A 13,119-nucleotide genomic window follows, 5' to 3' on the forward strand; every position below is an offset into this window, starting at 1 on the left:
GAAGCGTCGAAAGAGCTTCGATTCTCTCTCGACGCGTTTAGGTTGTAGTCGGTTGCTCCAGTAGACTTGTATTTGCGAGCTGAAGAACTTTAATCCGGCGAAGGCTTGACGGTTGATTCCCCGACCAGGGCGCCGACGGCGCGGCGCAGCGCGACGATGCCGCTCTCCCGGTGACGGCTTGGATGAACGCGGTTGGTCAGGAGCGTCCAGGCCCGCCGCGAGTCAGGGTCGACCCACAACCCCGTGCCGGTGAACCCGGTGTGACCGATCGTCCGCGGCGAGCAGGCGTCGCTGCCGGACCAGCCCGGATGCGCCATCTCCCATCCAAGGCTGCGGGTCGGGGCCTCGCGCCTCCAGAGCGGGGCGTCGCGCGGGTCGCCGGCCGCGGCCCTGGCCAGCATGTCGGCCGCGACGTCGAGAAGCGCGTCCGCGGTCCCGAACAGGCCCGCATGGCCGGACGCCCCGCCCAGCGCGAAGGCGTTCTCGTCGTGGACCTCTCCCCGCATCACGCGGCCGCGCCAGCTGCAGCGTTCCGTCGCGGCGCAGCGGGCCGGGTCCGGACGAAAGGTGAAGCCCTCCGGAACAGGCTGGTCGGCGAGCGGCGCGCCGGTGAGGCGTTCGATGGCGATGCCGAGCAGGATGAAGTTGATGTCGGAATAGACCGGAGGGCCGGCTCGCCACGCCCGCTGCAGCACGAAGGCGCGCAACGTATGCGAATCCTGCCCGTACGTATACAAGGGCTCGACTGCGGGCAGATGCGTCTGGTGGGCCAGGCACTGCCGGAAGGTGAGCCGCCGCTCAGGGGCGCCGCCGACGTCGTATTGCCTCAGATCCGGGATGGCCGTCGTGAGCGGCGCGTCGAGGTCGATCCGACCCTCGGCCGCGAAGTCGAGGAGGCGCCGGGTCGTGAAAACCACCTTGGTCAGGGAGGCGAGGTCGAAAATCGTGTCGCGCGCCATCGGCTCGCGCACGGGTTCGACCTGCGCCGCGCCGGCCCAGCGCAGAGCCTTGGCGCCCGACCCGTCGACGACGCCGAACACCGCGCCGGGGATGCGGCTTTCCGCAATGGCGTCCCGCACGGGCGCGAACGCGCGGTCGGCGATCTCGTCGAGGTTCATGCGGCGGCCTCGCTGGACATGGGCGCGCCCACCGGCGCGTGCAGATGGCAGGCCGCCACGGCCGCGCCGCCGTCCTCCATCCGCCGCTCCGTCAACGCCGGACGCTCCACCGAGCAGCGCGGCATGGCGGCTGGGCAGCGGCCATGGAAGGCGCAGCCGGAAGGCGGGTTCGAGGGATCCGGCAGGTCTCCCTCCAGCACGATCCGCTCCCGCCGGGGCTCGCCCGGCCGGCGCGGCGCGGCGGAGAGCAGGGCCCGCGTATAGGGATGGGCCGGGCGGTCGAAGAGCGCCTGCATCGGCCCGATTTCGACGATGCGGCCGAGATACATGACGGCGACGCGGTCGCTGACATGGCGGATGACCGACAGGTCATGGCTGATGAACAGCAGCGCCAGCCCGAACTGGCGGCGCAGGTCTGCGATCAGGTTGATGATCTGCGATTGGATCGAGACGTCCAGGGCGGAGACGGGCTCGTCCGCCACCAGCAGCTTCGGGGACAGCGCGATGGCCCGCGCGATGGCGATGCGCTGGCGCTGCCCGCCGGAGAATTCGTGCGGATGCCGGTCCGCGGCGTCGGCCGGCAGGCCGACCAGGGAGAGGAGTTCGCGCACGCGCGCGAGGCCGCCCGGCAGACCGTGAATGGCGAGCGGCTCGCCCACGATGGTCGCCACCTTGTGGCGAGGATTGAGCGAGCCGAACGGATCCTGGAACACCAGCTGCATGTGCCGGCGGCGCGCCGTCATGGCCCGCCGCGACAGCGGGGCGAGATCCTCGCCCTCGAACAGGATCGCGCCGGCCGTGGGCTCGGTGAGCTTCAGCAGCGTGCGGCCGAGCGTGGACTTACCGCAGCCGGATTCGCCGACCACGCCGAGCGCCTCGCCCTTCGCCATCGTGAAGCTGACGTCTTCCAGCGCCCGCAGCACGCGGCCATGGGCGCCGGCGTAGTGCTTGGTCAGCCCGCGCACGTCCAGGAGCGGGATCATGCGGCCGCCTCGGTCGTCGCCGGGTTCCAGCAAGCGGCCCGATGCCCGTCCGCGCCGTCCAGCTGGGGCAAGGAAACGCGGCAGACCGGCAGGGCGGCCGCGCAGCGCGGCGCGAAAGCGCAGCCCCCGCGCGCGCCGGGCGGCGGCACCATGCCGGGGATCGACGGCAGGCGGACGCCCGGTGGGTTGGAGGCCGGCGTCGTCTCGATGAGCGCGCGCGTGTAGCGGTGCCGGGGGGCGGTGAAGAGCTGGTCGACCGCGGCCTCCTCGACGATGCGTCCCGCATACATCACGGCCGCACGGTCGCACACGTCGGCCACCACGCCGAGATCATGGGTGATCAGCAGGCAGGCCATGTCCATGTCGCGCCGAAGGCGGTCGATGAGGGCGAGGATCTGCGCCTGGACGGTGACGTCCAGCGCGGTGGTGGGCTCGTCGGCGATGAGCAGCTTGGGCTCGCAGGCGAGCGCGATGGCGATCATCACGCGCTGTCGCTGGCCGCCGGACATCTGGTGCGGATAGCGCTCCAGCTGCTCCCGCGGCGCGGGCAGGCCCACCAGGGCGAGCAGCTCGGCCGCGCGGGACAGGGCCAGGGCGCGCGGCAGCCCGCGATGGATCTCCAACACCTCGGCGATCTGTTCGCCGACCGTGAAGACGGGGTTCAGCGACGTCATCGGCTCCTGGAAGATCATCCCGACCCGGTCGCCGCGCAGCTTCCGCAGGTCCTCCGCGCCGAGGCCGAGCACGTCCACCCCGCCGACCCGGACGGCGCCCGCCGCGACCCGCACCGGCGGGCTCGGCAGAAGCCGCAGCACCGAGAGCGCCGTGATGCTCTTGCCGCAGCCGGATTCGCCCACCAGCCCCAGCATCTCGCCAGGCCCGATCGCGAAGGACACGTCCTCCACCAGCATGAGGCCACCCGCCGCGAGGCTGAGCCCGGCGACCTCCAGGACGGGCGAGGGAACCGTCACGCCGCCCGCCAGAGCTCGCCCCCCGTCATCGGCGCCGGCACGCCCGTCGTGGTCGGAAGGCTGAGCGGCAGGCCCTTGAGCGAGCGCACCGCCAGGTAGCCGAAGCACTGGGCCTCGATGAAGTCGCCGTTCCACCCCACGGCCTCGACCGGGTCGACCGGAACGCCGAGCTTCTCCTGCAGCAGGCGCATGAAGGTCCCGTTGAGGCGCCCGCCGCCCGTCACCAACCAGCGCAAGGGACGCTTGGGCGTGTGCCGCACGGCGTCCGCCGCGGACGCGACCGTGAAGGCCGCCAGGGTCGCCGCGCCCTCCGCGTCCGACAGCGTCTCGACGGCCTTGGCCCAGGCGTGGAAATCGTTGCGGTCCAGCGACTTCGGCGCCGGGCGGTCGAAATAGGGGTGGCGCATCAGTTCCGCCGCCATGGCGGCGTTGGCGACGCCGGACGCGGCGAGCCGGCCGCCCTCGTCATAGGGCCGGCCCAGCCGCTTCATGACGAAATCGTCCAGGAGGGCGGAGGCGGGGCCGGTGTCGAAGGCGATGACCACGTCGCCGTCGATATAGGTGACGTTGCCGACGCCGCCGAGGTTCAGCACCATCACGGGCTGCTCCAGCGTCGAGGCAAGCGCGCGGTGGTAGAGCGGGGCGAAAGGCGCGCCTTCGCCGCCGGCCGCCACGTCGGCGTGCCGGAAGCGGTTGACGACGTCGATCCCGAGCGCCGCCGCCACCCGCTGGCCGACGCCGAGTTGCCGGGTGAAACGCTTTTCGGGCCGATGATAGACGGTCTGGCCGTGCAGTCCGACGACCCTGACATTGCTCTTCTCGATGTCGAAGTCTCGGATGAAGTCCGCGATCGCGGCGGCGTGCGCGTCGCTGACCGCCGCCTCCAGGGCGTCGAGCTCGCCGGTCTCGGCCCGCACCGGGTCGGCGATGAGGGCGAGGAGCTGGGCCCGCAGCGCGTCCGAATAGGGATAGGTCCGGCCCGGCCCCGGCGTGACCCGCGCGTCGCCGTCCGTGTCGACGATCGAGACGTCGATGCCGTCCATGGAGGTGCCGCTGATCGCCCCGATGGCGGTGGTGAGGGCTTCGTCCTGCATGGGTCGCGCTCCAGTCGGGGTAGAGGATCGGGGCCGGGCTCCTGGGCCGCGCCCGCTCGGGCCGGCGGCTTGCAATGGGTATTATGGCGGCCTACCGTCCCGCAACAGCAAAGGATGGAGGCGATCGATGGTGCGCAACGCTCTCAGGGCGACGTTTCTGGCCGCCGGGGCCGTTTTGACCGCCGCGGCGCCGGGCGCCTCGCCGGCGCTCGCGCAGGTTCTCGAGCTGGCGATCGACCAGTCGCCCGCCGGGCTCGATCCGCACATCATCACCGCTTTCGCGTCCTTCATGGTCGTCAACGGCACGATCTATGAGGGCCTGACCGCCATCGACAAGGACCTGCGCGTCGGCCCCGGGCTGGCGGAGTCCTGGACGGTGTCGCCGGACGGCAAGTCCTACGCCTTCAAGCTGCGCCCCGGCGTGACCTTCCACAACGGCGCACCCATGGAAGCCGCCGACGTCGTCGCCTCGCTGAAGCGCGTGATGGCCAAGGAGATCGCCTCGCCGCTGGCGAGCCGCCTCGCCGCGGTGGAGAGCGTCGCCGCGCCGGACGCCGGCACGGTGGAGCTCAAGCTGAAGGAGCCCTCCGCGCCGCTGCTGACCTCGCTTGCGACGCTGGCGATCGTTCCGCGCGGGTTCGAGGCCGACAAGGACGGCCTGCAGAAGCAGCCCGTCGGCACCGGCCCGTTCAAGTTCAAGGAGTGGCAGCCGAACGGCTTCATCGCGCTGGCCCGCAACGACGCGTATTGGCGCAAGGGCCTGCCGAAGCTCGACGGCGTGAAGATGAACATCGTGCCGGAATCCGCCACCCGGCAGGTCGGCGTCGGCAGCGGCCAATACGCCATGCTGCCCAACATCGACGCCGCCACCGCGTTGCAGCTGAAAGGCAAGCCCGGCGTGAAGCTGGCCGAAACCCTGGAGCTCGCCTACACGCTGATCGGCTTCAACACGGCCAAGCCGCCCTTCGACAACCCCAAGCTGCGCGAGGCGGTGAACACCGCGCTCAACCGCGACGAGATCATCCAGGCCGCGCTGTTCGGCGCCGGCGTGCCGGGCGGGCCCCTGTCGCCGGCCCTGAAGGACTGGGCGACCGACGTGAAGGAGTTCTCCTGCTACAAGCACGACCTCGCCAAGGCCAAGGCGCTGGTGAAGGACAGCGGCGTCGCCCAGCCGATCAGCGTGACGATGACGGTCCTGCCGCGGCAGGACATCAAGGACATCGCGCAGGTGGTGCAGCAGCAGCTCGGCGCGGCGGGGATCAAGGTGGAGTTGAAGACCCCGGAGCTCGGCCAGTTCATCCAGGACTGGCGCAACGGGAACTTCGACCTCTTCGCCTCCACCAACGCCGGCAGCCCCGACCCGGACGACTACTTCTACCGGACCTTCCGGACGGGCGGCTCCACAAACGTGTTCAAATACTCCAACCCCGAGGTGGACGCCCTCCTGGACAAGGCCCGCGCCAATCAGAACCCGGCCAGCCGCAAGGCCCAGTACGCCCAGGTCCAGAAGGCGCTCGCCTGCGACGGCCCGATCGCGCACTTGGCCTATGGGCAGCTCTTCACCGCGATGCGGAGCAACGTGACCGGCTTTGAGATCATGTCCAACCGCTCGCTGAGCTACCTGGCCGACACGACCGCCGGAAAGTGATGACGGCGCGCCTGTTCGCCAGCCGGGTCCTCGACCTCGCGGTCGTCCTGCTCTGCGTCTCCGCGATCGTGTTCGTCATGATCCGGCTGATCCCCGGCGACGCGGTGGCGATCATGCTGGGGGCGAACACGGAGGTGACGCCCGAGCGCATCGCGGCCCTGCGGGCGCGCATCGGCCTCGACCAGCCGATCCTGACGCAATATCTCGCCTGGATCGGCGCCGCCCTGCGCGGCGATCTCGGCGCGTCCCTGTGGACCGGGCGGCCCGTCCTGCAGGAGATCGCGGCCCATGTCTGGCCCACCATCCAGCTCACCGTGCTGGCGCTCGCCATCGGGGCCGGGCTCGCTGTGCCGACCGGCGTCCTGATGGCGCGGTTGCGCGGCCGCTTCGCCGACGGCGCCCTGCGGGTGCTCACCGTGGCGGGGCTGACGATCCCGTCCTTCTGGCTGGGCATCGTCATGATCCTGACGCTGGCCACGCTCGCCCCCAGCCTGCAGGCGCTGGGCTACGTGCCCTTCGGCGAGGACCCGCTCGGCAATCTCGGCCGCCTCGTCCTGCCCGCGGTGGCGCTGGCGCTGCCGTTGCTGGCCGGCCTCTCGCGCCTCGTGCGCTCCGCCATGCTGGACGCGCTCGGCCAGGATTACATCCGCACGGCCCGGGCCAAGGGGGTGAGCGAGCGCCAGGTGCTCTACAAGCACGCGCTGCGCAACGCCCTGATCCCCTTCGTCACCAGCGTGGGGGTGAACACGGGCTATCTGCTGGGCGGCGCCATCGTGGTCGAGCAGGTCTTCGCCATTCCGGGGCTCGGCCGCCTGATCCTCGGCGCGATCGCGGAGCGCAATTACCCGCTCCTGCAGGGGGCGATCCTGGTGGTGACCTTCGGCTTCGTCCTGGTGAACTTCCTGGTCGACATGCTCTACGTCGTCATCGACCCGCGCGTGAGGGCCTGAGGTGGGGTTCCTGCGCCGCCGTCCGCTGCTGGCCTTCGCGGCGGCCTTCGTCGCCCTGCAGGTGCTGATAGCGCTCTTCGCCGGGCAGGTCGCCCCCTATGATCCGTTGAAGCAGGACGTGATCGCCCGCCTCAAGGGCCCGAGCGCGGCGCACTGGCTCGGCACGGACCAGTTCGGACGGGACGTTCTGTCGCGCATCATCCATGGCTGGCGCGCCTCGCTGGCCGTGTCGGTCGCGGCGGTCGGGACGGCGCTGATGGTGGGCGGCGCGCTGGGGCTGGTGACCGCCTTCTATCGCGGCTGGACCGACCGCATCGTGATGCGGGCGATGGACGTGCTCTTCGCCTTCCCGGTCCTGCTGCTCGCGATCGGGGTTGTGGCCGTGCTGGGGCCGCAGTCCTCCACGGCGGCGGTCGCCATCGCGGTCGTGTATACGCCGATCTTCGCCCGCCTCCTGCGCGGCCCAGCGCTGGTGATCTGCGAGAGCGACTACGTTACCGGCGCGCGCGCCGTGGGCGCGTCGGACGCCCGGATCATGGCCATGCACGTGCTGCCCAACCTCGCCAGCGTCGTGCTGGTGCAGACGAGCCTGCTGCTCTCCTCCGCCATCCTGGTCGAGGCCTCGCTCTCCTTTCTCGGATTGGGGGTGCAGCCGCCGACGCCTTCGCTCGGGCTGATGCTGTCGGAGGGACGCAACTTCCTGATGCTGTCGCCCTGGAGCGCGGTGTTCTCCGGCGCGGCCATCCTGGTGCTCGCCTTTGGGCTCAACCTGCTCGGCGACGCGTTGCGCGACACGCTGGACCCGCGCCTGAGGGGGCGCGAGTGAGCGGCTGGCTGACGATCCGGGACGCTCGGCCTGTAGACGTCGCGGCGCTGGCGCGGGTGGCCGACGCATCCTATCGGGCGGCCTTCTCGTCCATCGTGGGCGAGGCCTTCTTCGCGGCCCGCACGCCCGCGGATCTGGCCGAGCGCTTCACGGCCTCGCTCGACCGCATGCGGGTGGCCGACCGCGACGGCGCCGTCGTCGCCTTCTCGATGGTCACCGGGACGCATCTCGACATGCTGTTCGTCGACCCCGCCGCGCAGGGGACCGGCGCGGGCGCCGCCCTGCTGGCCGACGCCGAGGCGCGGGGCGCCCGCTCGCTGGAGAGCTTCAGGGACAACCACGCCGCCCGGGCCTTCTACGAGCGCCGTGGCTGGCGGCTGACGCGCGCCTATGAGCGCGACGTCGTCGGCGGCGTCCACGCCTGCGTGTTCTACGAGAAAGGCTGACGGCCCCGCCCTAAAGCGTCCGCGTCACCTTGCTGAGGAAGGGCGGGTTGTCCGGATCGAGCCCGGCGGCCCGGGCCGCCTGCTCGATCGCCCGGTAGGCGGGCACGAGCATGCAGACCGGATCGCAGACCGGATGGTCGTCTCCGATCCAGGGCAGGCCCGATCCCGGTCCTCCGGCGCAGAAGATGGGCTCGCCCGCGTCCAGGAGATCCGCCGTCAGGGCGTCGACGGTGGCGGCGGTGGCGTCCTCCTGGCGCAGCGCCAGCACCGGCGTGTCCTTGTCGATGGCGGCGCGCGGGCCGTGCCGTAGCTCCGCCGCGCTGTAGCCGAGCGCCGGCAGCCGCAGCGTCTCGCTGAGCTTCAGGGCGATCTCGCGCGCCGGACCGAAGCCGTAGCCGCGCGCGGCCACGAAGGCGGCCCGCGCCGGCCCGAGCGCGTCGGCCCAGGCGCTCCAGTCCAGCGAGAGGCACGCGGCCAGCCGCTCCGGCATGCGGCGGGTCGCGGCGATCAGCGCCTCGTCGCCGGAGAGCTCCCCGATCAGCATGGCGCTGGCCAGCATGGAGGACGTCACCGTCTTGGTGGCCGCGACCGCGGCCTCCGGGCCCGCCAGCAGCGGGATCACCACCTGGGCGGCGTTCGCCACCGGCGAGGCGGCGTCGTTGACGAGCGCCACCGTCAGCGCGCCTGCCTGGTGGGCCGCCTCGGTGGCGGCCACGAGGTCCGGGCTGCGGCCCGACTGCGAGATAACGAAGAACAGCGCGCCCGCCATCGCGGACGGCTTGCGGTAGCTTGTCACGATGGAGGGAGCGGAGGCCGACACCACGACGCCGAGCCGCGTTTCGATGAGATAACGCAGATAGACCCCCGCATGGCCGGAGCTGCCCCGCCCGCACACCACCGCGAAGGGCAGGGGCGCGGCGGCGCAGCGCCGGGCGGCGGCCCCGATGGCGGCGGCGTCGGCGACCAGGCGCGCGGCGGCGTCCGGAATCTCCTGGATCTCCCGCAGCATGGCGGTGGTCATGGGCGCTTGCCTCCGTCGTGGCGCGCGGGCCGGGGCGTCGCCGGCCCATCGGCATCGCGGATTTCCGTGACGAAATCATAGCGGTCGCCGCGGTAGGCGGAGCGGGTGACCTCCACGGGCGCGCCGTCGGCCATGAAGCTGCGGCGCTCGATGCGCAGAATGGCGGAGCCGACGGCGACGTTCAGGAGCTCAGCCTCACTGGCGGAGGCGAGCGAGGATTGCAGCCGCTGGACGCCGCGCACCGGCCGCGCCCCCCGGGCCTCCAGCGCGCCATAGAGCGAGTCGCCGATCTCCTCCAGGGGCGGCAGCAGGGCCGCCGCCACCACGGCGCGTTCGATGGCGAGCGGTTCGCCGTCGGCCGTCCGCACCCGCGACAGCCGCAGCACCGCGCCGCCGGGCGCGAGGCGAAGCGCGGCGGCCTCGTCCGCCGACGCCGTCACGCGCGCCTTCTCCAGCCAGACGCTGCCGGGCCGGAAGCCGCGGCCGGCCATGTCGGCCGAGAACCCGGCCAGCAGCGAGGCCGGCTGCTCGATCCGGACCGCCACATAGGTGCCCGAGCCGGGGCGTCGCGACAGCATGCCCTCGCGCAGCAGCGCGTCGATGGCCTTGCGCACGGTGACCCGCGAGATCTGCGTCGTCGCGCTCAGCTCGCGCTCCGACGGCAAGGCTTCGCCGACCCGCACGGCGCCGCCCCGGATCAGCCCGCGCAAATTCTCGGCGAGTTGCAGATAGAGCGGCGTGGGGCTCGCCCCGTCGAGGGTGATGCGGCCCGCGTCGAGGCTCATCCGCCCGCGGCTCCGCTCGCCCGGTCGGCGCCCTCGAGCGCCGCGAGGGCGCGCCGCAGGCTGCCGCCATGGCGGTCGATCAGCACGCCGGCGGTGTCGGGATCCATCCCGTTCACCACGAGGGCGGCGCGCTTCACGTCCCAGTCCACCTGGCGAAGCGCCTCGGCCGCGGCCGCCTCGTCGCAGCCGGTGATCAGCGCCACCATGGATTCCGCCCGCCGATGCAGCTTCGCGTTGCTGGCCTGCATATGCACCATCATGCCCCGATAGACCCGCCCCAGCCGGATCATCACGGCCGTGGAGAACAGGTTGAGCGCGACCTTCTGGGCGGTCCCCGCCTTCATGCGGGTGGAGCCGGCCAGCACCTCGGCCCCGGTTTCGATCAGGATCGGGTGGCGGGCGACCGCCAGAAGGGGAGCGGCCGGATTGTTGGCGACGCCCAGCGTCACCGCTCCGCGCGCCGTGGAGCGGCGTACGAACTCGACCGTGTAGGGGGTGGCGCCGCTCGCCGCCAGACCGATCACGACGTCGTCGGCGCCGATCCCGGCCGCCTCGACCTTGGCGGCGGCGTCCGCCTCGTCGTCCTCTGCGCCCTCGGCGCTGCGCATCAGGGCCTTCGGGCCGCCCGCCATGGCGAAGACGAGCTGGTCCAGCGGCCAGTCGAAGGTCGGCGGCAGTTCGGCCCCGTCCTGCACGGCGACGCGCCCGGACGTGCCCGCCCCGGCATAGACCAGCCGGCCGCCCCGGCGCAGTCCGTGCGCGGCGTCGTCCACGGCGCGGGCGATGGAGGCCAGCGCGGGCCGCACCGCCGCGACGGCGGAGAGCTGGCCTTCATACATGGCCTCCACGGCGTCGAGGGTGGGCCACTCGTCCAGGTCCACAAAGCGCGCGCTGACGTCCTCGGTGGGCATGGAGGGGCGGTCCTCGATGATACCAGTGACAATACCAGTCTAGGGCCGTTCGCTTCCGCGGCAAGCGGAACGCCGCTCAGCCGTTGCGGCGGGCCATCCACAGCGCGCCCGAGACGGCGTCGCCGTCGAGCGGCTTCAGCCTGCGGCGCACGTCGGGCGCCAGCCAGGGCTCGATGGCGCTGGACAGGCCGCCCACCAGCGCGATCCGGGGCGCGCCGCGCTCGGCGAGGGCGCGGCAGAGCCCGTCGACCTGCTCGGCGGCGGCCTGCACGATGCGCCGGCCGATGGGGTCGCCATTGTCGGCGTGGCGCATGACGAGCGGGGCGAAGGTCGCGTATTCGGTGGCGGTGGCCTTGTCCATCCAGGCCACGACCTCGACGGGGTCGTCGCCGAAACGGTGCATCACCTCGGCCAGAAGGGCGGTTCTGTCGACCCGGCCGTCATGGGCGCGCAGCGCCAGACGGATCGCCTGGAGGCCGAGATCGGCGCCGCTGCCCTCGTCCGAGACCGGGAAGCCATAGCCGCCGACCTTGTGCTCACGGCCACCGACCCGGGCGAGCCCGAAGCTGCCCGTGCCGACGATGACGATCCCGCCGTCCAGGCCCGAATGGGCGCCGATGCAGGCGATCAGCCCGTCGGTCGCGAAGGCGGTCGCGCAGAACGGCAGCGGCGCGGCCTGCAGCGCCTCGATCGCGCCCTTGCGGCCCGCCCCGGCGAGGCCGATCCCGGCCCGCATGCGGGCGAAGTCGGCCTCGTCGAGCCCGGCCTCGGCCAGCGCGCCGCGACAAGCCGTCATGATGGAGGCCAGCGCGGCCTCGACGCCCAGCCGCGTCGTGGCGGGCCCTGCGACGCCGGCCCCGAGCACGTCCCCCGCGGCCGTCTCGATGCGCGCCCGGCACCCCGTGCCGCCGCCGTCGACGCCGATCAGCAGCGCGTCAGCGGGGAGGGAGGGCGGCGTCTCGTCGGCGGTCGGCATCGCGGTTCAGTCCCGCAGGCGCTGGATGCGCGCGCCGCAGCGCACGAGTTTCTTGTCGAGGCATTCGTAGCCGCGGTCGAGGTGGTAGACGCGGTTGACGACCGTCTCTCCCTGCGCGGCGAGGCCGGCCAGGACAAGGCTGACGGAGGCCCGCAGGTCGGTCGCCATCACGGGCGCGCCCCTCAGGACCGCGCCGCCGCGCACCATCGCGCTCGCGCCCTGCAGGGTGATGTTGGCGCCCAGCCGCGACAGTTCGGGAACATGCATGAAGCGGTTTTCAAAGACGGTCTCGCGGATCATCGAGGCCCCGTCCGCGATGGTCATGAGCGCCATGAACTGGGCCTGCAGGTCGGTCGAGAAGCCCGGATAGGGCTCCGTCGTGATGTCCACGCCCTTTAGCCGACCCGGCCGCGACACCATCAGGCCGCGGTCCGTCGGCCAGATCCGGACGCCCGCCGCCTCCAGCGCCTCGCCCACGGCGGCCAGATGCTCCAGCCGGGCGCCGGTGAGCTCCAGCTGCCCGCCCGTGATGGCGGCGGCCACCGCATAGGTGCCGGCCTCGACCCGGTCGGGCAGGATCTCGTGCCGGGCCTTGCGCAAGGCCCGGCCGCCCTGGACCAGGATGCGGTGGGTGCCCGCGCCCTCGATCTCGGCCCCCATGGCGACGAGGCAGGCGCAGAGGTCCGCGACCTCGGGCTCGCGCGCGGCGTTCATGATCTCGGTCTCGCCGCGGGCCAGGACGGCGGCCATCAGCGCCGTCTCGGTCGCCCCCACGGACGGCGAGCCGAACAGGATGCGCCCGCCGCGCAGGCCGTCCGGCGCGCGCGCGTCGATGGAGCCGCCGTCCAGCGCGATGGTCGTCCCCAGGGCGGACAGCGCCTTCAGGTGCAGGTCGACCGGGCGAGCCCCGATGGCGCAGCCGCCGGGCTGCGACACCCGCGCATGACCGAAGCGGGCCAGCAGCGGGCCGAGCACCAGGATGGTGGCGCGCATGCGCCGCACGATGTCGTAGGGCGCTTCGCGGTTGACCACCGCGGCGGCGTCGACCGTGACCGCGCCGGAACGCGCCAGCACCGTGGCGCCGTAATGCTCCAGCAGCGTCATCATGGACCGGACGTCTGCGACGTCGGGCAGGTTGGTGAGGGTGAGAGGTTCCGGGCTCAGCAGCGCGGCGGCGAGTTGCGGGAGCGCGGCGTTCTTGGCCCCGACGATCTGGACAGCGCCCTCCAGGCGGTGGCCGCCCTCGATCAGGAGTCTCTCCATCCCGGCCTCCGCCGCGCGTCCAAGTGGTACTGAACTGGTCTGTCCACCCTAGTCGCGAGCGCGCTGCGTCGCCAGCGTGAAACACGCGCCGCAGCGTTCCGCCTACTGCATCAGAGCGCTCGATTCA

13 protein-coding genes are annotated in these 13,119 nt (G+C 72.3%); 4 read left to right on the top strand and 9 right to left on the bottom strand.

The window, feature by feature from the left end; translation table 11 throughout:
- Positions 1-89: 89 nt before the first annotated feature.
- Genes ABEG18_RS01115 through ABEG18_RS01130 form a run of 4 tightly spaced genes read right to left on the bottom strand, consistent with a single transcriptional unit; the run spans position 90 to position 4,166 of the window.
- Positions 90-1,118 carry a serine hydrolase domain-containing protein gene (locus ABEG18_RS01115; protein ID WP_406856260.1) on the bottom strand — a complete coding sequence of 343 codons (1,029 nt, stop codon included), beginning with the start codon at positions 1,116-1,118 and terminating at the stop codon, positions 90-92.
- Positions 1,115-2,101: an ABC transporter ATP-binding protein gene (locus tag ABEG18_RS01120; protein ID WP_406856261.1), complete on the bottom strand. Its 987-nt coding sequence runs from the start codon at positions 2,099-2,101 to the stop codon at positions 1,115-1,117. The genes ABEG18_RS01115 and ABEG18_RS01120 overlap by 4 nt, the downstream gene beginning before the upstream one ends.
- Positions 2,098-3,012, bottom strand: coding sequence for an ABC transporter ATP-binding protein (locus ABEG18_RS01125; protein ID WP_406858504.1), 915 nt, complete (start codon positions 3,010-3,012; stop codon positions 2,098-2,100). Before ABEG18_RS01125 ends, ABEG18_RS01120 begins: the two co-directional genes overlap by 4 nt.
- A gap of 56 nt (positions 3,013-3,068) precedes the next feature.
- The gene (locus tag ABEG18_RS01130; protein ID WP_406856262.1) at positions 3,069-4,166 is read right to left on the bottom strand and encodes an anhydro-N-acetylmuramic acid kinase; all 1,098 of its coding nucleotides are present in this window, start codon (positions 4,164-4,166) and stop codon (positions 3,069-3,071) included.
- 127 nt (positions 4,167-4,293) lie between these two features.
- On the opposite strand from ABEG18_RS01130, the gene ABEG18_RS01135 reads away from it, so the two are divergent.
- From ABEG18_RS01135 to ABEG18_RS01150, 4 genes are read left to right on the top strand one after another with little or no spacing between them, the layout of a single operon-like run.
- The gene (locus ABEG18_RS01135; RefSeq protein ID WP_406856263.1) at positions 4,294-5,814 is read left to right on the top strand and encodes an ABC transporter substrate-binding protein; all 1,521 of its coding nucleotides are present in this window, start codon (positions 4,294-4,296) and stop codon (positions 5,812-5,814) included.
- The gene (locus ABEG18_RS01140) at positions 5,814-6,764 is read left to right on the top strand and encodes an ABC transporter permease (protein WP_406856264.1); all 951 of its coding nucleotides are present in this window, start codon (positions 5,814-5,816) and stop codon (positions 6,762-6,764) included. The genes ABEG18_RS01135 and ABEG18_RS01140 overlap by 1 nt, the downstream gene beginning before the upstream one ends.
- A 1-nt stretch (position 6,765) precedes the next feature.
- Complete coding sequence (locus tag ABEG18_RS01145) at positions 6,766-7,590, top strand: ABC transporter permease (RefSeq protein ID WP_406856265.1); 825 nt, start codon at positions 6,766-6,768, stop codon at positions 7,588-7,590.
- Positions 7,587-8,036, top strand: coding sequence for an N-acetyltransferase family protein (locus ABEG18_RS01150; RefSeq protein ID WP_406856266.1), 450 nt, complete (start codon positions 7,587-7,589; stop codon positions 8,034-8,036). Before ABEG18_RS01145 ends, ABEG18_RS01150 begins: the two co-directional genes overlap by 4 nt.
- Before the next feature lie 10 nt (positions 8,037-8,046).
- Here ABEG18_RS01150 and ABEG18_RS01155 read toward each other — a convergent pair whose 3' ends face one another.
- The 5 genes from ABEG18_RS01155 to murA all read right to left on the bottom strand — a co-directional run bounded on the left by ABEG18_RS01155 (position 8,047) and on the right by murA (position 12,992).
- The gene (locus ABEG18_RS01155) at positions 8,047-9,057 is read right to left on the bottom strand and encodes an SIS domain-containing protein (protein ID WP_406856267.1); all 1,011 of its coding nucleotides are present in this window, start codon (positions 9,055-9,057) and stop codon (positions 8,047-8,049) included.
- Positions 9,054-9,842, bottom strand: a complete 789-nt coding sequence (locus tag ABEG18_RS01160) for a GntR family transcriptional regulator (RefSeq protein WP_406856268.1) — start codon at positions 9,840-9,842, stop codon at positions 9,054-9,056. Before ABEG18_RS01160 ends, ABEG18_RS01155 begins: the two co-directional genes overlap by 4 nt.
- Positions 9,839-10,753, bottom strand: coding sequence for an N-acetylmuramic acid 6-phosphate etherase (locus tag ABEG18_RS01165; RefSeq protein WP_406856269.1), 915 nt, complete (start codon positions 10,751-10,753; stop codon positions 9,839-9,841). Before ABEG18_RS01165 ends, ABEG18_RS01160 begins: the two co-directional genes overlap by 4 nt.
- Positions 10,754-10,829: 76 nt before the next feature.
- Positions 10,830-11,729 carry a BadF/BadG/BcrA/BcrD ATPase family protein gene (locus ABEG18_RS01170; RefSeq protein WP_406856270.1) on the bottom strand — a complete coding sequence of 300 codons (900 nt, stop codon included), beginning with the start codon at positions 11,727-11,729 and terminating at the stop codon, positions 10,830-10,832.
- Positions 11,730-11,735: 6 nt separating this feature from the next.
- Entirely contained in the window at positions 11,736-12,992 is a 1,257-nt protein-coding gene (gene murA, locus ABEG18_RS01175; protein ID WP_406856271.1) for a UDP-N-acetylglucosamine 1-carboxyvinyltransferase, read from the bottom strand.
- Positions 12,993-13,119 lie beyond the last annotated feature (127 nt).

It is taken from the genome of Alsobacter sp. KACC 23698 (genome assembly GCF_045348435.1).
Classification (GTDB): Bacteria; Pseudomonadota; Alphaproteobacteria; order Rhizobiales; family Beijerinckiaceae; genus Alsobacter.